The organism is Haloarcula sp. DT43, assembly GCF_037078405.1.
Lineage (GTDB): Archaea > Halobacteriota > Halobacteria > Halobacteriales > Haloarculaceae > Haloarcula > Haloarcula brevis.
Genome location: NZ_JAYMGZ010000003.1, coordinates 423911 through 447413, shown reverse-complemented (window position 1 = coordinate 447413; position 23503 = coordinate 423911). Strand labels below are relative to the sequence as shown.

General features: G+C 60.5%; 26 protein-coding genes. 15 read left to right on the top strand and 11 right to left on the bottom strand.

Annotated elements, in window-relative coordinates; translation table 11 throughout:
• Positions 1 to 37: 37 nt before the first annotated feature.
• Entirely contained in the window at positions 38 to 610 is a 573-nt protein-coding gene (locus VI123_RS13895; RefSeq protein ID WP_336338661.1) for a DsrE/DsrF/DrsH-like family protein, read from the bottom strand.
• A gap of 2 nt (positions 611 to 612) precedes the next feature.
• Positions 613 to 858 carry a sulfurtransferase TusA family protein gene (locus VI123_RS13890; protein ID WP_336338660.1) on the bottom strand — a complete coding sequence of 82 codons (246 nt, stop codon included), beginning with the start codon at positions 856 to 858 and terminating at the stop codon, positions 613 to 615.
• 248 nt (positions 859 to 1106) lie between these two features.
• Here VI123_RS13890 and VI123_RS13885 point away from each other — a divergent pair, with 248 nt between their 5' ends.
• The 8 genes from VI123_RS13885 (at position 1107) to VI123_RS13850 (ending at position 7799) form a co-directional block, all read left to right on the top strand.
• The gene (locus VI123_RS13885; RefSeq protein WP_336338659.1) at positions 1107 to 2300 is read left to right on the top strand and encodes an MBL fold metallo-hydrolase; all 1194 of its coding nucleotides are present in this window, start codon (positions 1107 to 1109) and stop codon (positions 2298 to 2300) included.
• A gap of 8 nt (positions 2301 to 2308) precedes the next feature.
• Positions 2309 to 2866: a YeeE/YedE family protein gene (locus VI123_RS13880; protein WP_336338658.1), complete on the top strand. Its 558-nt coding sequence runs from the start codon at positions 2309 to 2311 to the stop codon at positions 2864 to 2866.
• A complete protein-coding gene (locus tag VI123_RS13875; protein WP_336338657.1) occupies positions 2863 to 3321 on the top strand; it encodes a YeeE/YedE family protein in 459 nt (152 codons plus the stop codon). Before VI123_RS13880 ends, VI123_RS13875 begins: the two co-directional genes overlap by 4 nt.
• Before the next feature lie 273 nt (positions 3322 to 3594).
• On the top strand, positions 3595 to 3999 hold the full coding sequence (locus VI123_RS13870) for a helix-turn-helix domain-containing protein (RefSeq protein ID WP_336338656.1): 405 nt from the start codon (positions 3595 to 3597) through the stop codon (positions 3997 to 3999).
• Positions 4000 to 4158: 159 nt separating this feature from the next.
• A complete protein-coding gene (trxA, locus tag VI123_RS13865) occupies positions 4159 to 4518 on the top strand; it encodes a thioredoxin (protein WP_336338655.1) in 360 nt (119 codons plus the stop codon).
• Positions 4519 to 5553 (top strand): NAD(P)/FAD-dependent oxidoreductase, encoded by a 1035-nt coding sequence (locus VI123_RS13860; RefSeq protein WP_336338654.1) that lies wholly within the window; start codon positions 4519 to 4521, stop codon positions 5551 to 5553.
• Positions 5554 to 6321: 768 nt separating this feature from the next.
• Complete coding sequence (locus VI123_RS13855; protein ID WP_336338653.1) at positions 6322 to 6855, top strand: amino acid-binding protein; 534 nt, start codon at positions 6322 to 6324, stop codon at positions 6853 to 6855.
• Complete coding sequence (locus VI123_RS13850) at positions 6852 to 7799, top strand: homoserine dehydrogenase (protein WP_336338652.1); 948 nt, start codon at positions 6852 to 6854, stop codon at positions 7797 to 7799. The genes VI123_RS13855 and VI123_RS13850 overlap by 4 nt, the downstream gene beginning before the upstream one ends.
• 50 nt (positions 7800 to 7849) lie before the next feature.
• Here VI123_RS13850 and VI123_RS13845 read toward each other — a convergent pair whose 3' ends face one another.
• The 3 genes from VI123_RS13845 to VI123_RS13835 form a co-directional block, all read right to left on the bottom strand.
• On the bottom strand, positions 7850 to 8527 hold the full coding sequence (locus VI123_RS13845; protein ID WP_407067001.1) for a type I 3-dehydroquinate dehydratase: 678 nt from the start codon (positions 8525 to 8527) through the stop codon (positions 7850 to 7852).
• A 513-nt stretch (positions 8528 to 9040) separates the two neighbouring features.
• Positions 9041 to 9688 (bottom strand): MBL fold metallo-hydrolase, encoded by a 648-nt coding sequence (locus tag VI123_RS13840; protein ID WP_336338650.1) that lies wholly within the window; start codon positions 9686 to 9688, stop codon positions 9041 to 9043.
• A 436-nt stretch (positions 9689 to 10124) separates the two neighbouring features.
• Positions 10125 to 10565, bottom strand: coding sequence for a universal stress protein (locus VI123_RS13835; RefSeq protein WP_336338649.1), 441 nt, complete (start codon positions 10563 to 10565; stop codon positions 10125 to 10127).
• A gap of 119 nt (positions 10566 to 10684) precedes the next feature.
• On the opposite strand from VI123_RS13835, the gene VI123_RS13830 reads away from it, so the two are divergent.
• On the top strand, positions 10685 to 11644 hold the full coding sequence (locus VI123_RS13830) for an AEC family transporter (RefSeq protein ID WP_336338648.1): 960 nt from the start codon (positions 10685 to 10687) through the stop codon (positions 11642 to 11644).
• A gap of 78 nt (positions 11645 to 11722) precedes the next feature.
• On the opposite strand, the gene VI123_RS13825 is transcribed toward VI123_RS13830, so the two are convergent.
• The 3 genes from VI123_RS13825 to VI123_RS13815 form a co-directional block, all read right to left on the bottom strand.
• The gene (locus VI123_RS13825) at positions 11723 to 13021 is read right to left on the bottom strand and encodes a TRAP transporter large permease (RefSeq protein ID WP_336338647.1); all 1299 of its coding nucleotides are present in this window, start codon (positions 13019 to 13021) and stop codon (positions 11723 to 11725) included.
• Positions 13014 to 13493: a TRAP transporter small permease subunit gene (locus tag VI123_RS13820; RefSeq protein ID WP_336338646.1), complete on the bottom strand. Its 480-nt coding sequence runs from the start codon at positions 13491 to 13493 to the stop codon at positions 13014 to 13016. Before VI123_RS13820 ends, VI123_RS13825 begins: the two co-directional genes overlap by 8 nt.
• Positions 13494 to 13640: 147 nt before the next feature.
• Positions 13641 to 14762 carry a TRAP transporter substrate-binding protein gene (locus VI123_RS13815; protein WP_336338645.1) on the bottom strand — a complete coding sequence of 374 codons (1122 nt, stop codon included), beginning with the start codon at positions 14760 to 14762 and terminating at the stop codon, positions 13641 to 13643.
• 264 nt (positions 14763 to 15026) lie between these two features.
• Between VI123_RS13815 and VI123_RS13810 the strand changes: the two genes are divergently transcribed.
• The gene (locus tag VI123_RS13810) at positions 15027 to 15698 is read left to right on the top strand and encodes an MBL fold metallo-hydrolase (protein WP_336338644.1); all 672 of its coding nucleotides are present in this window, start codon (positions 15027 to 15029) and stop codon (positions 15696 to 15698) included.
• A 91-nt stretch (positions 15699 to 15789) separates the two neighbouring features.
• Here VI123_RS13810 and VI123_RS13805 read toward each other — a convergent pair whose 3' ends face one another.
• Positions 15790 to 16833, bottom strand: coding sequence for a zinc-dependent alcohol dehydrogenase (locus tag VI123_RS13805; protein ID WP_407067000.1), 1044 nt, complete (start codon positions 16831 to 16833; stop codon positions 15790 to 15792).
• Positions 16834 to 17033: 200 nt separating this feature from the next.
• Between VI123_RS13805 and VI123_RS13800 the strand changes: the two genes are divergently transcribed.
• Both VI123_RS13800 and VI123_RS13795 read left to right on the top strand, forming a co-directional pair.
• Positions 17034 to 17723, top strand: coding sequence for a 4-carboxy-4-hydroxy-2-oxoadipate aldolase/oxaloacetate decarboxylase (locus VI123_RS13800; RefSeq protein ID WP_336338642.1), 690 nt, complete (start codon positions 17034 to 17036; stop codon positions 17721 to 17723).
• A 252-nt stretch (positions 17724 to 17975) separates the two neighbouring features.
• Positions 17976 to 18752, top strand: coding sequence for an IclR family transcriptional regulator (locus VI123_RS13795; RefSeq protein ID WP_336338641.1), 777 nt, complete (start codon positions 17976 to 17978; stop codon positions 18750 to 18752).
• A gap of 61 nt (positions 18753 to 18813) precedes the next feature.
• On the opposite strand, the gene VI123_RS13790 is transcribed toward VI123_RS13795, so the two are convergent.
• Together VI123_RS13790 and VI123_RS13785 are read right to left on the bottom strand one after the other, a co-directional pair.
• Entirely contained in the window at positions 18814 to 19722 is a 909-nt protein-coding gene (locus VI123_RS13790; protein ID WP_336338640.1) for an NAD-dependent epimerase/dehydratase family protein, read from the bottom strand.
• 322 nt (positions 19723 to 20044) lie between these two features.
• Positions 20045 to 20665: a GNAT family N-acetyltransferase gene (locus VI123_RS13785; RefSeq protein ID WP_336338639.1), complete on the bottom strand. Its 621-nt coding sequence runs from the start codon at positions 20663 to 20665 to the stop codon at positions 20045 to 20047.
• A 228-nt stretch (positions 20666 to 20893) separates the two neighbouring features.
• On the opposite strand from VI123_RS13785, the gene VI123_RS13780 reads away from it, so the two are divergent.
• The 3 genes from VI123_RS13780 (at position 20894) to VI123_RS13770 (ending at position 23448) form a co-directional block, all read left to right on the top strand.
• Complete coding sequence (locus tag VI123_RS13780) at positions 20894 to 21586, top strand: type I 3-dehydroquinate dehydratase (RefSeq protein WP_336338638.1); 693 nt, start codon at positions 20894 to 20896, stop codon at positions 21584 to 21586.
• 250 nt (positions 21587 to 21836) lie between these two features.
• Positions 21837 to 22256: a hypothetical protein gene (locus VI123_RS13775; RefSeq protein ID WP_336338637.1), complete on the top strand. Its 420-nt coding sequence runs from the start codon at positions 21837 to 21839 to the stop codon at positions 22254 to 22256.
• A gap of 232 nt (positions 22257 to 22488) precedes the next feature.
• Positions 22489 to 23448 (top strand): hypothetical protein, encoded by a 960-nt coding sequence (locus tag VI123_RS13770; protein ID WP_336338636.1) that lies wholly within the window; start codon positions 22489 to 22491, stop codon positions 23446 to 23448.
• The last annotated feature ends 55 nt before the right edge of the window (positions 23449 to 23503 follow it).

The following is a 23503-nucleotide window of genomic DNA, read 5'->3' as shown; positions in this document are numbered from 1 at the left end:
GTCGGGTCGACAGGAGTTCTCCGCACCCAGACGGTTCTCAGACGAGCAGCTGGATGTCGGCGTCGGCCATGTCCTGGAGCGCCGTCGCAGCGCCGACGCCCGTCGTAACACCGTCGTAGAAGTCGTCCTCCTCGTAGTCCAGGAGGTCGATGGTCATCTGGCAGGCCTGGAACTCCACGCCCATGTCGAGGCTCGTCTCGATGAGTTCCTCGATTGTCGCGGTATCGTTGTCCGCTATCTTCTTCTCCATCATCTTCGTCGTCACGCGGTCCATGCCCGGGAGCGCGGCGACGGCGTTGGGCACCGGCATGTTCGGGTTGCCGACGGAACTGAGCTTGAGGTCCTTCGAGCGCTCCTCGTGGAGGATGTCCAGCCCCCAGAACGTGTGGAAGACCGTCACTTCGTACCCGAACGCAGCCGCGGTGCTGGCGAGGATGAGCGGCGGGTACGCCATGTCGAGCGTGCCCTTCGTCGCGATGATGCTCATCTTCTTCGTGTCGTCCTCGTCAGTGGCCTCGGCGAGTGCGTCCTCCAGTTCGTCGACGCGCGCGGCCAGCTCCGCCCGCGACGGCACGTCGTCGGCGGACGCGTCGGATGTGTCCGTGCTCATCGTTACTCCGTCTTGCGGACGTAGTGCTTGTACACGTCGTCGCCCTCCGCCTGCTCGAGGAGTTCGACCCCCTCGGTGCCGGACGCCCAACCGTCGATGTCGCTCATGCTGCCCGGGTCCGTGGCAAGCACTTCGAGGACCTCACCCTCGGCGAGGGAGTCGATGGCCGTCTTGGTCTTCACGACCGGCATGGGACACGATGCACCTTTCACGTCGAGCGTCTCGGTAATGTCGAATTCAGCGTTCATTGGTTATCTGCTCCGAGTCTGTATTGGAGCTACCGCACAATACCCACTACCCAAGTAAAACATTGTCGGTTCTTGTAAATACTATAAACTTCTGCCCACGCCCCAATCTCCGTCAAAAACGGTTCAGAGGTATTTTATGTTGTTTCAGGAGCGTTTTTGGAGGGTCGAGCGAACAGTAGTATTGCTTGTATTGTGGAATACTATCCAAATGCTTTTGTACGCCCACCCGTTAGAAGCGACTGCACAACATGAACGCCGACGACTTCCCGACACCGGACGCCGACGTTGAATCCGTCGACCCGGAAACGTTGAAGGACCGTATTGACGCTGGCGAGGACGTCACGCTCCTCGACGCACGCATGCAATCGGACTACGAGGAATGGCGTATCGATGGAGACGACGTCACGTCGATAAACGTCCCGTATTTCGAGTTCCTCGATGACGACATCGACGAGGACGTTCTCGAGCAAGTCCCGGCGGACCGCGAGGTGACCGTCCTGTGCGCGAAGGGCGGCGCCAGCGAGTACGTCGCGGGGACGCTCGCGGAACGCGGCCACGACGTCGACCACCTCGAGGACGGTATGAACGGCTGGGCGAGCATCTACGAAGCCGTCGAGGTCGAGCGCTACGACGGCGCGGGCACGCTCCTGCAGTACCAGCGGCCCTCCTCGGGCTGTCTCGGCTACCTGCTGTACGACGACGGCGAGGCCGCAGTCATCGACCCGCTGCGCTCGTTCACCGACCGGTACCTCGCCGACGCCGACGCTCTCGGCGTGGACCTGCAGTACGCGTTCGATACGCACATCCACGCCGACCACATCTCCGGAGTTCGGGACCTCGACGCGGAGGGCGTCGAAGGCGTGATTCCGGCGGCCGCCGTCGACCGCGGCGTCACCTACGCCGACGAGCTGAGCACGGCCGCGGACGGCGACACCTTCCAGGTCGGCGACGCCACCATCGAAGCCGTGTACACCCCCGGCCACACGACCGGGATGACCTCGTACCTCGTCGACGGCAGCCTGCTCGCGACCGGCGACGGGCTGTTCGTCGAGAGTGTCGCGCGCCCCGATCTCGAAGAGGGCGACGACGGCGCGCCGGATGCCGCGCGGCTGCTCTACGAGTCCCTGCAGGAGCGCGTGCTGACGCTGCCCGACGACACGCTCGTCGGCGGCGCGCACTTCAGCGACGCCGCCGCACCCGCCGGCGACGGCACCTACACGGCACCCATCGGAGACCTCGTGGCGGAGATGGACGCGCTCACGATGGACGAGGACGCGTTCGTCGACCTCATCCTCTCGGACATGCCGCCGCGGCCGGCCAACTACGAGGACATCATCGCGACGAACCTCGGGCAGAACGCCGTCGACGACGACGAGGCGTTTACCCTGGAACTCGGGCCGAACAACTGTGCCGCCAGCCAGGAATCCCTCGCAGGTGACTGAGGACGCCGATGGTCACTGACCCTGTACTGCTTCAGGTGGCCGCCGACCTGTTCCCGAACGGGATCAGCCGCTACGCCGTCGGCGGACTGCTCGTCGGCCTCGGGACGGTCCTGATATACATCGGGACGGGGATTCCCGCCGGCGCGAGCACGTTCCTGGAGTCGACGCTGTCGTACGTCTCGGACCAGTCGCGGTTCCAGCGGTACGTCGGGTCTCGCGACTGGCGGCTCGTGTTCACGGCCGGTATCGTCCTGGGCGGCCTGGCGTTCGCGGCGACGTTCCAGTCCGGGCTGGTCACGAGTTCGCTGTACGAACCCGGCACGACCGGCCGGCTGTACGAGGTCGCCGGTGTGACGTTCTGGCTGACCGACGTCCAGCCGTGGCGACTGTTCGTCGGCGGTGTCCTGGTCGGCATCGGTACTCGGATAGGCAAAGGCTGTACGTCGGGCCACGGCGTCTGTGGCGTCGGTTCGGCGTCGAAGACGTCGCTGGTCGGCGTGCTGACGTTCCTGACCGTAGCCATCGGGACGGCCCAGATCGTGGCCGCGTTGGGGGTGAGCCCGTGAGCGACCGGCACCCGCTGTTCAAGCCGCTGGTCTTCGTCGGCGGCATCGTCTTCGGGTTCGGACTCGGGTTCAGCCACATGGCGCGACCGGAGGTCGTGTTGAACTTCCTCCAGTTCGAGGACCTCGGCCTCCCGTTCGTGATGTTCGGCGCCGCCATCGTCTCCGGCATCGCGTTCGCCCTGCTGCCGCGGATTCGGGACGCCGCGCCCCTGACGGGCGATCCCTACGAGCGGCGCCTGAAGCCGTTCGACCGGAACGTCCTGGTCGGCGGTGCCGTCTTCGGCGTCGGCTGGGGAATCTCCGGCATCTGCCCGGGCGCGGCCTACGCGAGCCTCGGCGTCGGGAACGTCACCATCCTCTGGGCGCTCGGTGGGATGTTCCTCGGCGCGTACCTCCAGGGCTACTGGCGAAGCCGGAGCGGGACACGTGACACGGTCCCGGCGGGCGCAGACTGACACAGTTCTGTGGACCGCGCACCTATCGTTCTCTGCCGGTGCAACGCTCCTAACTAGCGGTGCGGTCGCCAGCAGCGCTCTCCGAGAGTTCGGTGCCGGCACTGAGACGAGTCCCGCCGAGTGGCGGGCACACCTGCTGTGGCCGTTGTAGCACAGCGGTCCTGTCCGGTCGAGGCGCTCCTTGCCGTCAGGGTTGACCACGGGTTCGCACAGACTTGTGTATTCCATACACAAGTCTTTTAACAGCCCACTACGTACGAATACGCGATAACAATGCCAGATTCGATGTCTGAACAACTCCGTCGGGATATGGAGTGCGAGGGACTACTCGAGTGCTTCCACGGCCTCAAGGAGCTCGACAAGGAGTGCTTCCGGGCGCTCGTCGACGCCGAGGAACCGTTGACCGTCGACGAAATCGCCGACTCTGTCGACCGTGAGCGGTCGACTGCGTACCGCGCCGTCCAGCGGCTTCTCCAGACGGGCTTCATCGAGAAAGACCAGGTCAACTACGAGCAGGGCGGCTACTACCACGTCTACTCGCCAACCGACCCGTCGCAAATCGCCGACGACATGCAGCGGATGCTCAACGATTGGTACGCGAAGATGGGCCAGCTCATTCAGGAGTTCGAGAACAAGTACGAGCAGTCCGACACCTCCGCTCCCGCTGCCGAAAGCTAACTCTTCTCGTCGTTCTGTCTCAGCTCTCCCTCGTTTCGACGGTGAACTGGGGTTTCCTCTCGTATAGAGGCAGTTGCCGAGACGTTCGAGTATTGTATTGTGAAGTATTGTGTCCACTACCCAAAACTCTTAATTACCGCCGGTGCGTATATACTCGTGATGGCAACCGATACCGCATCCGACGCTGGCACCGCTACCACGAGCGAGCCGCTCCACATCGACGGGCGGTCCCAATTCGATGAGGTCGTCGCCGAGCACGACGTCGTACTGGTGGACTTCTACGCCGACTGGTGTGGTCCCTGCCAGATGCTCGAACCCGTCGTCGAGCGTCTGGCCGCTGAGACTGATGCAACCGTCGCCAAGGTGGACGTCGACGCGAACCAGCAACTCGCCGCCGCGTACGGCGTTCGGGGCGTTCCGACCCTGATTCTGTTCGCCGACGGCGAGCAGGTCGAAGAGGTCGTCGGGATGCAGGGCGAAGAGCAACTGCGCTCACTGCTCGGGAGGTACACCGAGTAGATGACGGCTGACGTACGGAGTCTCGTCATCGCCGGGTCCGGCGTCGCCGGGCTCTCGGCGGCCGTGTACGCTTCCCGGGCCGATCTCGACCCCCTCGTTCTCGAGGGTGACCAACCGGGCGGGCAGCTTACGCTGACGACGGCTGTCGAGAATTACCTCGGGTTCCCCGACGGCGTCGGCGGCATGGAACTGATCCAACGCGGGAAGGAACAGGCCGAGCAGTTCGGTGCGGAGTTCCGATACGGACGCATCGAGGACGCGGCTGTGGACGGCCAACCCCTCGAGCTGTCGCTGTCGACCGGGGAAACGCTGCACACGCGGTCGCTGGTCGTCGCGACCGGCGCGAGCGCCCGCTGGGTCGGTGCCGAGAACGAGGCCGAACTGATGGGGCACGGGCTGTCGACGTGTGCGACCTGTGACGGCGCGTTCCACCGCGGCGACGACGTGCTCGTCGTCGGTGGCGGCGACAGCGCGATGGAGGAAGCGCTGTTCCTCGCGAAGTTCGCCGACTCCGTGACGGTCGTCCACCGACGCGAAGCGCTGCGAGCATCGGAGATTATGGCCGACCGCGTCCGCGAACACGACGGCATCCAGTTCCGCTGGAACACGGAGCTCGAGTCCATTCACGGCTCTCAAAAAGAGGGTGTCACCGGTGCCACGCTCGTCTCACATCCGGAGGGCTATCCCGGAGAGAAGGCCGAGTCCGGAATCGACGTCGAACGGGACACCGTCGAGGTCGGCGGCGTGTTCTACGCCGTCGGTCACACGCCGAACACGCAGTTCCTCGACGGTACCGGCGTCCAACGGGATGAAAGTGGGTACCTCTTCACGCGGACCGACGACGCCGGTCGGCCCACAGCGCAGACGACTGTCGATGGGGTGTTCGCGGCCGGCGACGTCGCCGATCCCCGCTACCGGCAGGCAATCACGTCCGCTGGCACCGGAAGTATGGCCGCCCTCGACGCCGAGGCGTTCCTCGAGACGCGCCAGGCCACTGGCGAATCGGTCGCTACAGCGACAGCCAAACCGGAATAGACGCCCTGACAGCCACGTTTGCGACCGACCCGTTGACCGGAGTTACCGTGCTTCCCATCGCACAGCACGGCGGTAGTCACTCCAATGGCATGGGCGACGGGATGGGGGGCTTCGGCTGGCGGCCTGTCGTCTGGTTCCTCCGGTGAGTGTGGTGCTCACCCTCGGCTACGCGTCTATCAATCACAGGCCCAGCCCCGTCGTAATGCAGAGAGTGATGGGTAGAATTCCGCGAGAGTCCAGACCTGTCTGGTGAGATATCTATTGGGCGAACTGCTGTGTTCCGAGCGACCACAGAATGGTGGGCAGCCGGGGGAAATCGGCATGCCACGCACCACCCAAAGTCGCCGTCACCGGCGACAGGTCCTGCACCCAACACATTCGATAGGACAACTGGCTATCAGGGGAACATGGAGCGAGGGACAGAACCTAACTGAACGGTACGTAGTTGGCAGCAAAAATAGTTGCGGTGTCTACTCGCCGTCTGTCGATTCTACGACACCTCCACAGCCGTTGTCGGCCCTCGGGAGGTGTTCCGATGAGAGCGTCGCCATCGCGTTCGCCGAGGATGGTCCCCCGGGGTTGTCTATCGGTCCGCCGGCGAGTTCGAGGCTGGGCACTGGGTCACGATGCCGCGACGACCGGCCAGCGACAGCGGGACCGACAGCACAGCGCCGCCCGCGCTCGTCGGCGAACCACAAATGAAAGCCCATAATACGCCTGGACTGTGATTCCCGGCAATGATTAGCGAAACTCGCTGGTGGCGCTCCGATGAATGATTCACAAACGGACATCCGTGCGTACACTCTTCGGCTGGAACTGGTGGACGAGCCGGGGGAACTGCTTCGGTCCCTGAAACCAATCGCCGAGAACGGCGGCAATCTCCTCTCTATTTTCCACGAGCGGGGAAACGTGACGCCGAGAGGGCACATCCCCGTCGAGGTGGACATCGAAGCAACGCCGGACCGCTTCGAGACGATTGTCGAGGGGCTCCGCGACGCAGGGATAAACGTCATTCAGGCGGGTACCGAGCGGTACAGCGAGGGGCTCACGATAATACTGTCCGGCCATCTCATCGACACTGACCTTTCGGATACGCTGTCGCAGATTCAGGAAACCAAGTACGCGACGGTCACTGACATCTCGCTCACGGCCCCACAGGGCGCGACAGACATCTCCAGCGCTCGACTGAAGTTGGCCACCGAGTCGGGCTCGACGGCGGAAGTGCTGGAATCGATCCGCGAGATAGCGGACGAGAAGGACCTGCGGCTGGTCGAGCCACTGATTACCGGGGGCGACGTATGAGAGTCGGTGTGGTCGGCGTCGGTGACGTCGGCTCTGCCGTCCTCGAACTCTCGGCCGAGTACGGACACACGGTCACGGCGGTCGCCGACTCGGAGAGCGCGACTGTCGAACCGGACGGGGTCGACGTGTCGGCGGTCCTGTCGACGAAACGGTCGGACGGCGTCGTTGGACGTGCCGACCCCGAAGCGGCGCTGGAGGGGCCGTACGACGTGCTCGTCGAGTGTACACCGACGACGCTCGACGACGCCGAGCCCGGGTTCTCTCACGCCGGCATCGCCCTCCAGCGGGACCGACACGTCGTGCTCGCGAACAAAGGTCCGGTGGCTGAACGCTACCGGGAGCTCAAAGAACTCGAAGCGGAAAGCGATGGGACCGTTCGGTTCGGAGCGACCGTCGGCGGCGCGATTCCGGTCATCAGCACGATAGAGGACTTCGGACCGGACCGGGTCCTCTCGTTGCGCGGCGTGTTGAACGGAACCGCGAACTTCATCCTCTCGCGGATGGCCACGGAAGGGCTGGACTACGAACACGTCCTCGCGGAAACACAGGACCTCGGGGTCGCGGAGGCAGACCCCAGTTTCGACGTCAACGGCACCGACGCCGCACTCAAGGGGGTAATCGTTGCGAACGTCCTCCAGCAAGGGGAGGCCGTCTCGCTGGAGGATGCAGAAGTCGAGGGCATAGCGGACCTCCCGGGCAGCATGCTGGACCTGGCGCAAGAAGACGGCCGCACTATCCGGCTTATCGTCGAAGTTGCGGACGGAACGGTAAGGGTCGGGCCCCGTCTCCTCCACGAGAGCGCCGACCTCGCGCCCGTCGGGACGCGCAACGCGGTCGGAATCGAAACGGAGTCGGCCGGGCAACTCAATCTCTCTGGCCGAGGTGCAGGGGGAGTAGAGACGGCGAGCGCGGTGCTGTCGGATATCGAGCGACTCCCGGAGTAGTTGTCACGTCTCCCAGTAGATAGCCCCGCAGTTCTGTACGCCTATCGACGTCAGTCCGACAGAGTGAGTTCCTTGGGGACTCGGACTTCCTCCTCTTCGAGCGTATCGATGACGTGCTCTTCGCCGCTGGCTTCCTTCGTCGTCTCGATGAGCGACCGGAGCTTTTCGAGCGGAATCTGTCCCGGTGCGTAGTCGTTGGTGTCCGCCGCCAGCGGAGCGTATCCGAGCTTCGACCCGTACAGATGGGCGACGGCACGGGTGTGGCTCCCGATTTCGCCCATCGAGATGCCGGCAACGTCGATACCCTGCTGGTTCGCGGTAGTGATTGCCTCCAGCAGGGTGAGTGCGTCCGTGTTGGTCTGTGGGTACGTCGCTACTTTCGCGATGTCGCCGTACTCCGCGCACTGCTTGATAATCGCATCGAGAATCTCTTTGTCGGGAGTGGATTCGAAGTCGTGGTGTGAGATGATGAGCTGTACGTCGTTTTCCCGGAATTCGGTCAGTATCCACTCCTTCGCACGTGCCGTTTCGAGTTCGATATCGACGAATTTGACCGCATCAAAACGTGACGCAGCGAACAGGTCGTCCAGACGGCCGGAGTCGTTTGCCTTGCCACCGAACCATCGGGTCCGGTTTGTTGCGATAATCGGGAGTTCGCCGTCGTACGCAGAAAGTTGCTCGACAGGGTTTTCGGCTTTGTCCATCCGAAATTCGATGAGGTCTGCCACTCCCCGGGCGTCGGGCTCCCGTGTCAAGTCGTTTGTTGTAGCCGCAAGAGCGAACCCGTCTATTTTCATGGTATTCCTTATCACTCCATAGCATATAAAATTTGGTTCTCAATCCCACATGATTGTTCACATTCCGTCGGCCGTCTATCACTGCTTTCAGAGACCCGACTGCGCTTTCCCGCTGATTTGAATGTGAATGTTCGGATACGTGTACAAAACCGGTTGCATCAGAGAGACGGAAAAGATGTGAGTAGGTAGCTGGAGAATATAGCTATATCCGGCGAGATATACGCACAGTAAGCAGAAATGTACTGCTAGAACGTCCCGTTAGAAGCCACCGAGGCGGAGGGTGTTCTAATTCGAGACCGTTGCTGTCCCGAAAGTCTCCGTTTCGATTATATTTGCGAGGGACGTCGAAAGCGCGGCCGAATATCGGAACCGGAACGCCGGCGAGTCAGTGCTGCTCACATCTGACAGCGTTTGTACGGTCGAGCGTCCGGCGTCTGACGGTGCTCAGTATTCGAGGTCCCACTCGCGGTCCAAGAGCCAGTCGTTCAGTTTCTCAAGCGGTTGCTCGTAGACGTGGGACCCGTGACTGACCAGTATCGTTTCGATGTCGTAATCGAAGAGCGTCACCAGGTTCCGCTCGGCCTGCGCGTGTGAGAGGTCGTTGAACTGTTCCGCTGGTGGCACGAGATAGCCCGCCGGCAGTCCCCTTCTGTCGGACCCCTCGAGGACGTCCCCGGCGATGAAGACGTTGTCATCGACGAGGTAGAGGCCGCTGTTGGAAACGGTGTGACCGGGCACTCGGACGACCTCGATCCCCCCTTCGAGCCGGTCGCCGTGGCTGACGTGCTTGTCGACGGGGATGTCGAACGCGTCGTGGAAGCCTCTGGCTCCGCCGGGGACGACGAGTTCGGGGTCGAACGCGTCGACGACTTCCGGAGTCCCGCCGAAGTGGCCCTCGTCACCATGAGTGAGTATCAGCTGGTCAATCCCGCCGAATTCCTCTCGCAGCGTTTCGACTAGTTCGGGACCGTCACTGGGGAACCCCGCGTCCACGAGCGTGGTCGTGCCCTCGGGCCGGTCCTGGAGCACGAACACACGAACGTGCTCGAACTGGATGGCGTACACGTCGCTTGCTAGCTCTGTAACTGACATCGCGTTCGAAAGCGCGGGGAGAGAACACTTAGTTATCGACACCGGTTCTCAGAATCTTAGAACACACCCGGAGACGTAACCGGAGTTCGGGGCCCGGGACCCCCGTCGTCTCTCCAGTGACCCGGCAAGTCAGAAGGTCGGCCGTCCCGGTACCCGGTCCGTGGGCCCGTTATCCGCCGGTACCGTTCCGCCAAGAGTTCAACAATATCGAAGTCGCTCGGCGGGACACAACCCAGTATCATAACGGGCGTACACTAGTTATTCCGTCTTGAAACGCCCGATACTGGCCGCCCCAGACGCTTCAATAGTTTTGAAACACAGAGCGAGACGTACTCGGGTCACAGAATGGAAAGCGGTCTCCGGGGAACGCTGGAGTCACGAGCGGTGAGGTTCCGCTCACAACGAACGGTAGCGCCGATGGGACCCAGTCGACCGGCTATGCGTCGTCCTGTGCGACCAGTGAGACCACTGGACAATCTGCGTTCAGAAGGATGGACTGTGCGACACTCCCGAAGAGCATCTTGCCCGTGGCGGACTGTTTCTGCGGACTGACGACGATGTACCGCGTGTCGTTGGCCTGCGCATAGTCGACGACCTCCGCTGCCGGGTCGCCGATTCGTCCAATCGCCTCAGTCGGGGCGTTCGTCGGGTGTGATTCGATTGCGTCTGCAGCGGTCCTCGATGCCCGGTCCCGAAGCTCCCCTATCGACACGACTTCGTCGGGATTGGCGCTGTCCTCCTCGACCTGGATAGCCTCGGACCGCTTCATGACGTGAAGCACGTGAATCGTCTCGTCGAACCGCTCGGCCAGCGTATCGGCTTCCCTGAGAATACTGGCCGCTCTATCCGAGTCGTCGACGGCTGCCACGATGACCATACTGTCCGTTTCAAACGCGTCCGTATTATACTTTGTCAATATCCGGGTTCTACCAGTCGCGCCCGCTGGCGTTTCGGCGGTGGAAGACCTTTTATCCGCCCTGTTCGTGGTCCCACCAAATGGAGTCCGTAACGAGTGTCATCGCTACCTCTATCCTCCCGATATTCCTGATAATCAGCAGCGGATTCCTGCTCAGTCACTGGCAGGAAATCGACTCGGGGCCGTTGAACACGTTGACTCTCTTCGTCTTGAACCCGGGGCTCATCGTCCACAGCATCACGCTCACCGAGTTGGGAACGGACGCCCTGTTCAGGGTTTCTCTGGGCGTCTGTCTGTTCGTGACGGCCGTCCTCGCAGCGAGCTGGGCTCTGGGCAAAGCCCTCGGGAAGCAGGATTCGCTGCTGTACTCGTTCCTGCTCATCGCCACGTTCGGAAACACGGGGGCGCTCGGCATCCCGTTGGCCGACTTCGCGTTCGGGGACCTCGGACGGCAGACCGCTGTGCTGTTCGCGGCCGTCCACGGCGTGCTCGTGTTCACCGTCGGTCTCGCAATCGCGTCGAACTCAGGGGCGCACTCCCGTCTCGGGAGTCTCAAGCGAGTGTTCCGCTATCCGCTGGTCTATGCGGTCCTGCTCGCCATCGCTGCCAGAACAGCAGACGTCGTGCCACAGGCGGACTCGGCGGCAATGGAGACGCTCGGACTCGTCGGTGATTCGGCCATCCCGGTCATGCTGGTCATTCTCGGGATTCAACTCTCCGAGACGGAGTATCGCAGCGCGCTCTCGATGACGGTCACACCGACGCTCTTCCGGTTTCTGCTGTCACCGTGTCTTGGCCTCGTCATAGCGCTGGGGCTGGGCTTCCAGAACGCGACCGTCGCACAGGTGTTCGTGCTCTTGACGGCGATGCCGGTCGCGGTGGCCCCCGTCATCTTCTCCGTGGAGTTCGCAAGCGACACGAGCGTGGGTGGTGTGACTATCCCGGAGTACGTCTCCGCGACCGTGTTCGTCTCGACGCTGGTCTCGATTCCGGTGTTGACTATCGTCGTTACGTTGCTGCAATCGGGGACGGTAATCTAGATCGAAAGGGGTTCGGAGAGGGCGAGTGTTTCGCCCGGTTGGGGTGAGCCGGCGATGGACCGGCGCTGGCCAGTCGATTCAGAGGAGTCCGAACGCTCTCGGAATCGCCAGGGACAACTCGGGCACGAGGATTATCAGCAAGAGGGCCAGTGCCAGTGGGAGGTAGTACGGGACCATCGACTTCATCACCTTGTCGAGCGATTCTTCTGTCACGCGTTCGAGGACGAAGAGTATCAGCCCGAACGGCGGGGTGATGAGTCCGTACATCAGCGTCACGACCATCACGATGCCGAAGTGAATCGGGTCGATGCCGAGTTCCGGGTAGAGCGGCACGAGCATCGGAACCATGATGAGGAGGACCGCGATTCCCTCCATGAAAGTCCCGAGGACCAGCAACACCACGGCCAGCAGTAGCATCGTCATCACGGGCGTCAGCGAGAGCCCGACGACGATTTCGCCGATTAGGTCCGGAATGCCGGAGAGCGTCAGCCAGTACGCATAGAGGTTCGCGAACCCGAATATGACGACGATGCTCACGGTGTCCTCGAACGTCTCCTTGCTGACCTCGTACAGGTCGTCCAGGCCGATGGACCGGTAGTAGAAGAAGCCGAGCAGTAACGCGTACACGACCGCGACCAGCGCGGCCTCCGTCGCGGTAAAGACGCCGCCGAGAATGCCGCCGATGATAATCGCCGGCGTAATCAATCCGGGGATAGCTTTGACGAAGGTCTCGAACAGCCGGGAGAAATCGTACGTCCCCTCGTCCGGCCAGTTCCGTTTCTTCCCGAGATAGAACGCTGTGCCCGCCATCGCCGCGGCGAGGAGGAGGCCGGGACCGATGCCGGCGATGAACAGCGTCCCTATCGACTCCTGTGCCAACACCGCGTAGATGACGATGGGGATGCTGGGCGGGATAATCGGGCCGATAATCGCCGAGGCACCGGTGATACCGACTGCCGATTCGCCGTCGTAGCCGTTGGACGTCATCGCCTCGTATTCCACGCTTCCGATTCCGGCCGCGTCCGCGACTGCGGAGCCGCTCATCCCCGAGAATATCAGGCTCACGACGACGTTTACCTGGGCCAGGCCGCCCTGTATCGGCCCGACCAGCTCCGTGGCGAAGTTGAACATGTCGTCGGTTATCCCGGTGATGTTCATGATTCGGCCCGCCATGAGGAAGAACGGGACCGCCAGCAGGACCCACGAGTTCATCCCGGCCCAGAACCGCTGTGTGATGACGATGAGGTTCAGCGGAGGCCCGATTGGGAGGAACATGATGATGAGGACGGTCAGGCCAAGCGAATACGCGGCCGGGATGCCGATGCCGTACAGCAGCATCAGGAGCCCGATGAAGGTAGCGAGGAGGAGCTCAGACATCGGCATCACCCCGAAGGGTGCTGAGCCGGTCTTTCGTATCCAGAATGATGACGCCAAGGAGGAACGCGGCACTCACACCCAGGAGCGTGTACCCCCATCCGATTTTGAACCACCCGATCATCGGCAGGCTGACGTCGCCTTCGAGCACTGCCGCGAGGTACGCCGAGACGACGAGAACGGCGGCCAGGACCGCCACGAAGACGTTACGGAGGAGCAGTAGCTCGTCGGTTCGTTCGGTGATACGTTTCAGTACCGGCAGAAACGAGATGTCCGATTCGTTCTTGAACATGTAGGGTAAGGCGATGATGGTCATCAACGCGAGAAACGTTCTGGCTATCTCGTACGTCCAATACAGTGGTACCGGAAACGAAAAGTAGCGACTGAGAACCTGGAGCAGTCCGACGACTAACATGACGTTTAACATGAGTACCCCAATTGCGACGGTAATTCTGTCAAACCATCCTCCGGTCATAGTAGATATTCTCTGCGTCAATTAAAAAACCTTGTGAGTTATTGTGAAGAGATTTCGGTCGAAGGCAGGCGCTCTCGCTGCGGTGGCCGCCCGCTGAGTGGACGAGGACACCGCGTCAAAAAAGAACGGCAGACGGGTCGGTACGGTTTAGGCGAGGTCCTGGACGTCGTTGATGTTGACGGCCCAGTTGCTCTCGGACAGCTCTTCGAGTGCCGGCTGCCCGGCCTCGACGAAGGCGCTTCGGTCGACGTCTTCCGCGGGCACGACGGTAGTGCCCCTGTCCTGGGCTTCCTGGTAAAGTTCCTCTTCCTGTGCTTTGATGTCGCTCGTCATCGACTCGACGGCGTCGCTCGCCGTCGACGTGATGAGTTCGCGGTCCTCGTCGCTCAGGCCCTGCATGAACTCCTCGTTGTAGAGGAAGTGCTTCGTGTCGAGGAGGTGGTTCGTGACGCTGAAATGCGACTGGACCTCGTTGAGGCTCACGGACAGGAACTGGGAAATCGGCCCCTCGGAGGCGTCGACGACGCCGGTCTGGAGTGCCGAATACAGTTCGTCGTAGGCGACAGGCGTGACGTCCGCGCCGATTTCGTTCCAGACGGCGGTCCACGTCTCGTACTGTGGGAGACGGAGTTTGAGGCCCTGGACGTCTTCGGGGGACGTAACCGGGGAGTTACTGGTGAAACACCGGTTGCCGACGTAGAACGCGTCGCCGAGCCTGATGCCGTTTTCCTTCAGGATGCCGTTCAGCCCGTCGTCGGGTTTCAGGAACTCCTCGTTGACCGCCCGATAGTGTTCCATGTCCTCGATGACGAACGGGTCGCCGGCGAAGGAGTACTCGGAGGCGAACCGCTGTGAGAGCGCCGTCGGGCTCTCGTGCAGAACGTCGACAGTCCCCGATTCGAGCGCGGCGAGGTTGTCCTCTGTGCCGCCCAGTGTCGAGGCTTCGAGATTGACTGTGATGCGACCATCCGACTCCTCTTCCAGCACGTCGGCGAAGTACTCCTGTGCGGTCTGGACCGAGATGTTCTCGGGTGGCTGTGTCGTAGCGAACGTAATCTCCAGTTCCTCCCCGCCGGAGTCGGACGTCGTGGAACCGCCGTCGCCGCTGCTGCCACCGTCGCCACCGCTGCCGCCGTCGCTGCTCCCTCCGTCGCTGCCCCCGTCACCGTTGCCGGAACAACCGGCCAACCCGGCAGCACCGATTGTCAGGAGTGCGCCACTTGATTTTAGGACGGTTCTTCGTGATACTGGCCGCTTGTCACGCGCCATACCCGATTGAACATCCTAACGTATAATAAAGATTGTGATGGTTGCGTCGGACGGAACGGCCTGAGCGGAAGTACGAACGGCGGTTCGAAAGCCCGGGTCGGCGTTCTACGGGACACGAGATAGGGCTGTCGAAACCGGGTGGTGGTCGCCCACTGGGTGGGACTGCAGGGCCGACCTTCAGCGTGGCCCGTGTCGTCACGATACGTCCCGTGGAGTGGGTACACCGACAAGTTTAATTAGATAATTCGAGAACGTACGCCTGAAATGAGCGTAAGTAACGTAGTCGACGGTATCGACCAAATCCAGTTCGACCACGTGCGCGTGCTAGTACTGAAAGACGTGCCCAGCGGGAAGACGACCCTCGTCGACACTGCGTTCGACGAGAACGGCGAGGAACTCGTCGAGACACTCAAATCAGAGTACGGGTCGGTCGACCGCGTAATCATCACGCACGGCGACCACGGCCACCACGGTGGGTTGAGCCACGTCATGGAGGCCTTCTCGCCCGAGCTTGCGATGCCGGCGGACGAGACGAAACTGTACACCCATCTCGAAGAGGAGGGGCTGGAGTTCGAACCCGACGTGAGATACGAGGACGGCGACGTGCTCGACGGGAACATCCGCGTGATTCAGGTGCCGGGCCACACGGAAGCGACGTCCGCGCTGTTGCTCGAAGACCGTGGCATCCTGATTTCCGGAGACACGCTCGACGGCTCCGACCGGGGTGGACTCCCGGCCGGGTATCTGCTCCCCCCGCCGGCGCTGTTCAACGACGACCACAGAGCCGCCGAGCTCAACCTCTATTCGCTGCTCGAATACGACTTCGACACCCTGCTCGTGTTCCACGGCTCGCACGTCTTCGAGGACCCGAAGGGGAAACTCGACGACTTCCTCGTCGAGCGCGAGTGGAACGAATGGGACCCGCGTGCCGAGTAGCCGACCGGACAGTCTGACAACGGTTCCGCGTCGCCGACGCTTCTGAGTCCAGTGTTTCGAATCCCGAACCATTCGTTTCGGTGAAAAACAGCTAGTCGCGGAGTACGGAGACGTCGAAAACCGGCTTGCACGTTTCACCGGCCAGAAACGCCTCGAACGCCTCGTCGGCGTCGAGCAGACTGAACCGGCCGTCCGAGAACGTCTCGTGGTCGACGTCGCCCGAGCGAATCAGTCTGAGCGCACGGTCGAAGTCCCGATACATCGCGCCGTACGAAGTCTGCAGGTCGATTTCGGCCCGGACAATTGGGGTGTAATCCATCGTGGCTTCCCCGGTCTGCCCGACGAGGACGACCTGTCCGCCCTTTCGAGCCTGCTCGGCGGCCATCGTCAGCCCCGACGGGTGACCCGTCGTGTCGAACACGACGTCGTAGCCGATTCCGTCCGTGAATTCGGTACGATACGCCGACACGTCGTCGTCCTCGATGTTGATGGTCGGGTACCCCAGTTTCTCCGCAAGCGGAAGCCGATACGTCGTGTCCTGTTCGACGCCGGCGACGACGACGTCACCGCCCTGTGCTTCCGCGACCTGTGCGGAGAGGAGCCCCATCGGTCCGGGTCCAGCGACCAGAACGGTGTCGCCGGGGCTGACCCGCGAGTTCTCGATGACGGCGCGAGTACAGATAGCCGTCGGTTCGACCAGCGCGGCGTGTCTCGGCTCGACCCCCTCCGGAACTTTCTGCAGGGCGCTCACGGGGACGGCGATGTACCCCGCGTACGCCCCGTGGTGGTCAATCCCCGTGAGTTCGGCGTTCTGGCAGATGTTCTCGTTTCCGATTTCACACTGATAACAGTCACCACAGCCACGGATAGGTCGCTCGACGACCTGGTCCCCGACCTCGAACTTTGTCACGTCGGCACCGGTTTCGACCACTTCACCGGTGTACTCGTGGCCGATTACCGTCGGCAGTTCCATCCGTTCGAACGCTGATTTGAACGCGTAAATGCCCGCATCACTGCCACACAGTCCGGCGTAGCTTATCTCGATTAACACCTCGGTGGGCGACGGTTCTGGGGTCTCGATGTCCACTAGTTCCATTTGACCGTACTCACGGCTGGTTTTAGCCAATCCACGCATACGAACGATATCACGGTACAACGATTATAATGTTACGGAATTTCGCAAGTCATCACACCACACGTTCCCGACCAGTCCCGACCGCCACCAGTGGACATCACAGCCAGGTTCGAGAGGAGGCGCAAGCAGTTCCGGAGCGGTCAGGGCTCTCCGGTCGGGACATCGGTAGTTTGAAATACAATGTCACCTTCGGCTGAGATATGCACACGATAGAGCACGAGGTAGAGCGACCGGACCGCGAGGTCGTCGAGGCGTTCGAAGGGATACCGAGTACCATCGTCTCTGACGTGACGGGGAACGTCGGACTGACCATGGACTCCGGCATCGAGGCCGCGTACGACGGGATTGAACTCGCGGGGACCGCGATAACCGTGAACGCGTCCCCCGGTGACAATCTGATAATCCACAAGGCGATAACGATGGCCGAGCCCGGAGACGTGCTCGTAATCGACGCCAACGGCTACACCGAGACGGGTCACATCGGCGAGCTGATGTGTACCTCCTGCCAGGCGAACGACCTCGCGGGCCTCATCATCGACGGCGGGTACCGGGACAGCCGTGAAATCGCCGAGATGGAGTTTCCGGTGTACGGGCGCGGGACGAATCCACAGGGCCCTCTCAAGCAGGACCCCGGGTCGGTCAACGTCACGGTCTCGTGTGGCGGCGTCAGCGTCGACCCCGGGGACATCGTCATCGGCGACGACGACGGCCTGGCCGTCATCCCTAGCGAAGGGGCAGCGGAGGTACTGGAGCGGTCCCGACAGAAACTCTCGGCCGAAGATTCCGTCCGCGAAGAAGTGCTGGACGGGGACTACCTCTTCGAACTCAACGGCTACGACGAACTGTTCGAGAACCTGAACGTCGTCGGTCCCGAAGACTCCATTCAGTAGCCGAGTCGGCGACAGTGTCTCGATAACTCCGTCGAGTCGGCTGGCCGGTCGTGGCCATCGCTACAGATTCTAGCACACAGACCAATCCAGAGAGTACGCAGAGCGCTGTGACGGGCCCTCGTGCCGATTGAACACTGTGACTCGCTGTTTGTGTTGTGTCGGAGAGCGGCTCCACGAGTCACCAGGGGCACTCGTTCCAACATAATTGAAAAATTTCACAGTACTTAACCGAGTCCGCGGCAATATTCTACTATGACAGACACCGAAGATTCCGACACACGCCAGCTGAAGAGCGTCAATCGGGCGTTTCAGATTATCGGCTACCTCCACAACAACGGGGGCGCGACACTCTCGGAAGTAGCCGAAGCGCTCGACCTCCCGGCCAGTACCGCACACATCCACCTCAGCACGCTCGTGGAATCGAGCTACGTCGTCCGGGAGGGCGATATCTACAAAACCAGTTTTCAGTTCCTTCGGATAGGGGGAGAGATGCAGGACGGGATGGCACTCTATCAGGCGGCCAGGCCCGAACTGGACGAACTGCGCGAGATGACTGGCGAGCACACGAACGTGACTGTCGAGCAGAACGGGTACGCTGTGCAGCTCTACAAATCTGAGAGCCCCGAGTCGATAGACGACGAGGCACCGCTCGGCGAACACTTGTTCCTGCATTCGACGGCGACGGGGAAGGCCATACTCGCGGAGCTACCCGAAGAGCGGGTGAATCAAATCATAGAGCAGCGCGGACTCCCACCGCAGACTGACGATACGATAACTGACGAGGGGGCGTTGTACGAGGAACTCGACACGATTCGGGAGCGTGGGTACTCGATAAATCGCGGCGAACACTTCCCCGGGGTCTGTGCGATTGCCACGGTCATCGTTTCAGAGCCGGACGACGCTATCGGCGGCATCAGCATAAGCGGCCCACGCAGTCGGTTGGACAACGAACGGATAGAAGACGAACTCGTGCCGAAGCTGATGAACAAGAAGAACATCATCGAGTTGAAAATACATCAGTACGAGTGACCGCGCAGTCGGTCAGTGTCGGAGCGAGCAGCCGCCGCCGATATCACGCCGCTGTCCGAGGTCACTCCGTCGCGTCACTGGGCGGGCCGTCCCATCGTGAAGCGTCGTCTTTCGGTTCGTAGCCCAGGACAGCCTGTGCGTGCTCGATGTCGAACCACCGTGCAGCGTTCCCGCTGACCGCGTAGAACGCATCGTAGGTGACGCTGTCGTCTTCGAGACAGCATTCGAGGAGGTGCGCGAAGTCCCGCTGCGAGGTCCAGGAGGCTTTCAGCCGCTTTACCATCTTCTCGTACTCCTCGCTGCCGCGTTCCCAGGAACCGGTCTGTGACTGGTCCCAGACCTCGTCCTCGTCGACCTCGTGCTCTTCACCCCGGTCGACACCGCGTTCGGCGTCGCCGTACGGGTGGTCGTACTCCGCGGTGCGAACGCTGGAGATGCGGAGCGAGTACACCTGTTCCGGAGCACCGTCGCGCCGGGCGTGTGCCCGACACATGTGTTCTCCGAACATCTTCGAGGCCCCGTAGTACCCGTCTGGCTTCGGCAAAGTCTCGTGAGTGAGCCGGAAGGGGTCGAACTCGCTGGGATAGTCCTCCTCGTACAGTTCCGGCGCGTGGTCCTCCTCGTACAGCCCCATCACGCGCTGTGAGGACGCGTAGATGAGCTTCTCAACACCGGCGTCGGCCATCGCTTTGAGGACGTTGTACGTGCCGACGATGTTGGGCTCGATTATCTCCTCGAAGTCCGCGCCCGCGTCGGACTGTGCGGCGAGGTGGATGACAGCGTCCTGCCCGTCGAACGCCGGTCGAATCGCATCGTAATCAGCAACGTCCGCTACGTGTGTCTCGTACTCGGGGTGGTCGGTCCGGTTGAGATACGTGAACTCGTAGTCGTCCTTCTCGGCAAGGTGGTTCAGTATCGCTTCCCCGGCTTCGCCGAACGGACCCGTAACGAGGACGCTTTGCTTGGTCATCAGTGACGATTTCTACTATAGCACCGTATAAAAATCCTTCCCAATTGTTTTTATTACCGAATTTTTGGGTGCGGCTGAGCAAGTCATGCGGCGCGAGACTGAGCGACATCGCGGCAAAGTGTTTCAATATTATCGAAGCCAATGGTTCATTTAGAACCATTACAGTAATGTGTGTACATCTGTTATTCTGACGGCCGGGAGCGCACATATAAGGAGTAGGGCGGTAGATAAAGAGTTTTAATATTATTGAACTCACTGCGGGCCGTCCGTTCGTCGGGTGTTGATTTGTCACGCTGAATTCGTCTGGATAGGCCACCAAGGATTAATTGTCGTCACACAGCTGAGATTGTGCGTCTCTGCGATTTGCCGGCGGACGCTGGAAAGCCCGGACGTCCGGTTTTCGAAGCGGCATCCGCATCTGTGCATGCATTTTAGTCTCGCTCACGATGTCGAATCCGAGACTCTCGTACACGTTTATTGCCCGCTCGTTTGTTCTGGCGACGTCCAACACGATGTTCCGGTGCTCCATCGTTTCGGCGTATGCGAGTACCTGTTTGACTAGTTCAGTCCCGATGCCCCTGTCCCGGTAGTCGCGATGGACGAAAATGACGAACTCCGGTTCGTCTTCTGATTTCGGGGTAACGGCCGCGTGCCCGACGATTCGGTCAGAATGCGCCGCGATTAGATTCCAGCCGTCGGTTAAAATGTGGTTCAACCACTGTCTCAACGCGGCCGTCTTTTGTGGCGGCACCCCCATCGTCTGGTCAGCAGCCTCGAGACTGGTGTACATTTCCAGAAGCGGGTCGTAGTCACCGGAGCGAAATTCACGGACCAGCATCGGTTCTCCCCGTTTATCGAAGAACCTCGGGCACCTGGGCGGACAGTCTTGCGTCCCCTCACATTCGGAATTATCCCAGATATGCCAGACATCGCTGGTGGTCATGCTAGAAAATCTGTACGCGCACCTATAGCCATCTCTGCCGCACATCATCGGGCTTTCTTAATACGCAGGTTTCTCCGGTCGCCACCCAGTGCAAGTGACTCGTAGTCGGGGATGACTCGCAGAGACGTATGCCGAGCAAGTCTCTCCGCAGTAGCTGAGATAGCCATTCCGAGGGCCGGAACCCAACAGTATAGAACTTTTTTATAGGAACGGTTGTTGTATTGTATCATGGACGACATAGAGTACGATATGGTCGGCACCACCGACGATTTGCGTGACGAGCCCTTGGCCAGGGAGCATGCGGACTACGTGGAATTTCGAATGGACGGGGCTACGGCCCCGGTCGACCAACTAACCGAGTACGATGGGGAACTGCCATTGATTGTTTCGAATCGGCCCGAGTGGGCGGGCGGTGCTGCATCGGAATCCAATCGCTTGGAAGAACTTCTCGCTGCTGCCAGTTCAGATGCAGTCGCGATGGTGAAAATCGATCTCGAAACTATTAGAACCGAAGCGTGGCTTGCCGACGAACTACGAGAAAACGAAGTCGACGTGATAGTCGCGTACTACGATTTCGAACAGACTCCGGAAAAATCGGAGCTCCAAGAGCTGATTTTGGAGTGTGACGAGTACGGAGATGTATCTAAAGTATCCGTGTTTGCGGAGGAGCGAGAGGATGCATTACTCCTACTGGATTGTCTCAACGCAGCCTCACAGAGTGGTGTCAGAGTGTCTGGAGTCTCACTGGGCGAATTAGGACAGCATACGCGTGTCATCGGCGTGTTCTACGGTTCCGAGCTCTGTTTTGCACCGATACAACTGGATACCGAGGCGAAATACGGGGAGATAGAGTTGGCTCAACTGGCGAACCTTTTAGAAACAACTGTCCACGGCGGCGATCACGTCGAACTGATAGACTGATTGGGGCTTCGAGAGAACGACGAGCATTTGAGAGTCGCATTCCGCCATATAAACCCGGACTCGCCGTATTTATTAACATATATACACTATATGGGTTCAAACGTGAGTGATTGATGACAAAGGACGAAAACAAAGACCGGCGGGGAACTTTATTCAAATATCCAATATAAATGTGTGTCTTATTGTATATTGTATACAGACACATAGTTACCAACTTTTAATATGTAGGCCGATATTCCTCCAGTCGGACATGACAAAAGCGCTCAAAGCAAGCGGCTTCCTCGGACTTGCAACGATGATGGTGGTTGGACTGTACCAGTTCATCCTGCTTTCAGGCGGTACCGGTGTCCCCGGGTGGATGATAGGCGGGCACGCGCACCTCGGGGTGATTTCCATTCTCGCAATCGTCATGGGATTTGCTGTGCCCGCTATTGGAGTCACTGGCCAACTCCGGACCGCCGTTACAGCCCTGTTCATCGCCGGACAGTGGGGGATTCCGGGGGTCGTCTGGCTCGGTGAAGGCGCTGGGCTTACCGTTCTGATGCCGACCGCGTTCCTCTGGGGACTCGCGCTTATCGCCTCCATGCTTATCATGCTGTACAAGACTCTCACGCAAGACCCAGCAACGCCGGGTGGTGGTGCATCTCCGGCCTCTCTAGCTGACGACTAATCCCGTCATTAGGATAGGGGGTAGGGCACTCACCCGCTGGTCGGTTCACGACTTCACTAATCGACCCGGTGCTGGGTCTGAAACGAATCCCGACCTCTGGAAAGGACTACCTCACGTCAGTCCCGTGGAGCAATGCTACAGTTATTTACACTTAGTTCTCATAATGTAACACAATACTTAACAACTGTTAGTAATTGAAATATAATATATGTCAGGTTTATCTCGACGTAACTTGCTTAAACTCGGGGGAGCCGTTGGCATCGGACACACCTCGGGCTGTCTTCGGCTACAGGGCGGCAGTGCTGAAGAAGAAACGGAAGCTTCGAACCCAAGCACCGCTCCAAACACAGAGCCGCGGACTATCGAGGAAGATAGGACCGACAGTGCAGTCGCAAGCGGTACCCACGAGATAGAGAGATTCTATTTAGACCACTTCGACGATGGAGAACTTCGGGATGCGGGGACGCTATACGCGAGAGTGAACGGCAACCGAACAGAGATAGAGGGGGTCTGGCGTGGAGACACATCCATCATGTCGAGCCAAGCTTGCGCACGGTATTCGTTTGAGCTTCTCGAGGACGGGTCAGTCATCGAGTCAAGTGGCGAGAAGCTCCTCATTTACGGCTATCAGTACGTCTTTGCACAATCGACGGACGCGGCATTCATTACGCACCAGCCGTCGATTTCTGCTGACTGGGACCGGACACTCAGGCTGTCGTACCCGAGTGGCGAATACGAAGTCACGCCGGATGTACGACCAGACGATGGTGTGTTCGAATTTGATTTCGCCGACTCGGACGTTGAACCCGGGCGCTACGATTGGCTGTTGGAGCTTACGCCGCCCGATAGTTACACCATCGAAATCGGAACGTTCTTCGACCAGCTCATACAGGTCAATCCCCCCGAGGATAGTCCGTTCCCCAGTCGTTCGGAGGCGATGCAAGATGCAGGGGCCGTGTCGAGACCCTCTGCGACACCAGTCCAGCCGCCCCAAACGATGTCAGACGGGAGGCTGAGAATACAAGACAGCGGACACGGTGGGGGAACAAGTGGTGACACAACTGGACGGTTCCTCACCAGAGATGTCGGTATCGAATGCGCATCGGGATGTCAGTTCGGGGCGGAGACGAACCGTCAGTTCCGCATCAACAACCTGACTTCTGGGACGTCGCTCACATTCACACCGGAATAAATCCGATTGTCAGGGGAGCCGGCATTCAGAACGTACTTATCCACTCCCGGAGTGC

Excerpts from the sequence above, each read along its gene's own strand:
- VI123_RS13835 (WP_336338649.1), bottom strand. The coding sequence starts at position 10,565 with ATGGTCATCGTGGCAGCCGTCGACGACTCGGATAGAGCGGCCAGTATT.
- VI123_RS13790 (WP_336338640.1), bottom strand. The coding sequence starts at position 19,722 with ATGACCAAGCAAAGCGTCCTCGTTACGGGTCCGTTCGGCGAAGCCGGG.
- VI123_RS13885 (WP_336338659.1), top strand. The coding sequence starts at position 1,107 with ATGAACGCCGACGACTTCCCGACACCGGACGCCGACGTTGAATCCGTC.
- VI123_RS13810 (WP_336338644.1), top strand. The coding sequence starts at position 15,027 with ATGAGCGTAAGTAACGTAGTCGACGGTATCGACCAAATCCAGTTCGAC.
- VI123_RS13780 (WP_336338638.1), top strand. The coding sequence starts at position 20,894 with ATGGACGACATAGAGTACGATATGGTCGGCACCACCGACGATTTGCGT.
- VI123_RS13820 (WP_336338646.1), bottom strand. The coding sequence starts at position 13,493 with ATGACCGGAGGATGGTTTGACAGAATTACCGTCGCAATTGGGGTACTC.
- VI123_RS13895 (WP_336338661.1), bottom strand. The coding sequence starts at position 610 with ATGAGCACGGACACATCCGACGCGTCCGCCGACGACGTGCCGTCGCGG.
- VI123_RS13860 (WP_336338654.1), top strand. The coding sequence starts at position 4,519 with ATGACGGCTGACGTACGGAGTCTCGTCATCGCCGGGTCCGGCGTCGCC.
- VI123_RS13795 (WP_336338641.1), top strand. The coding sequence starts at position 17,976 with ATGACAGACACCGAAGATTCCGACACACGCCAGCTGAAGAGCGTCAAT.
- VI123_RS13840 (WP_336338650.1), bottom strand. The coding sequence starts at position 9,688 with ATGTCAGTTACAGAGCTAGCAAGCGACGTGTACGCCATCCAGTTCGAG.
- VI123_RS13890 (WP_336338660.1), bottom strand. The coding sequence starts at position 858 with ATGAACGCTGAATTCGACATTACCGAGACGCTCGACGTGAAAGGTGCA.
- VI123_RS13800 (WP_336338642.1), top strand. The coding sequence starts at position 17,034 with ATGCACACGATAGAGCACGAGGTAGAGCGACCGGACCGCGAGGTCGTC.
- VI123_RS13805 (WP_407067000.1), bottom strand. The coding sequence starts at position 16,833 with ATGCGTGGATTGGCTAAAACCAGCCGTGAGTACGGTCAAATGGAACTA.
- VI123_RS13855 (WP_336338653.1), top strand. The coding sequence starts at position 6,322 with ATGAATGATTCACAAACGGACATCCGTGCGTACACTCTTCGGCTGGAA.
- VI123_RS13825 (WP_336338647.1), bottom strand. The coding sequence starts at position 13,021 with ATGTCTGAGCTCCTCCTCGCTACCTTCATCGGGCTCCTGATGCTGCTG.
- VI123_RS13785 (WP_336338639.1), bottom strand. The coding sequence starts at position 20,665 with ATGACCACCAGCGATGTCTGGCATATCTGGGATAATTCCGAATGTGAG.
- VI123_RS13870 (WP_336338656.1), top strand. The coding sequence starts at position 3,595 with ATGCCAGATTCGATGTCTGAACAACTCCGTCGGGATATGGAGTGCGAG.
- VI123_RS13830 (WP_336338648.1), top strand. The coding sequence starts at position 10,685 with ATGGAGTCCGTAACGAGTGTCATCGCTACCTCTATCCTCCCGATATTC.
- VI123_RS13880 (WP_336338658.1), top strand. The coding sequence starts at position 2,309 with ATGGTCACTGACCCTGTACTGCTTCAGGTGGCCGCCGACCTGTTCCCG.
- VI123_RS13850 (WP_336338652.1), top strand. The coding sequence starts at position 6,852 with ATGAGAGTCGGTGTGGTCGGCGTCGGTGACGTCGGCTCTGCCGTCCTC.
- VI123_RS13775 (WP_336338637.1), top strand. The coding sequence starts at position 21,837 with ATGACAAAAGCGCTCAAAGCAAGCGGCTTCCTCGGACTTGCAACGATG.
- VI123_RS13815 (WP_336338645.1), bottom strand. The coding sequence starts at position 14,762 with ATGGCGCGTGACAAGCGGCCAGTATCACGAAGAACCGTCCTAAAATCA.
- trxA (WP_336338655.1), top strand. The coding sequence starts at position 4,159 with ATGGCAACCGATACCGCATCCGACGCTGGCACCGCTACCACGAGCGAG.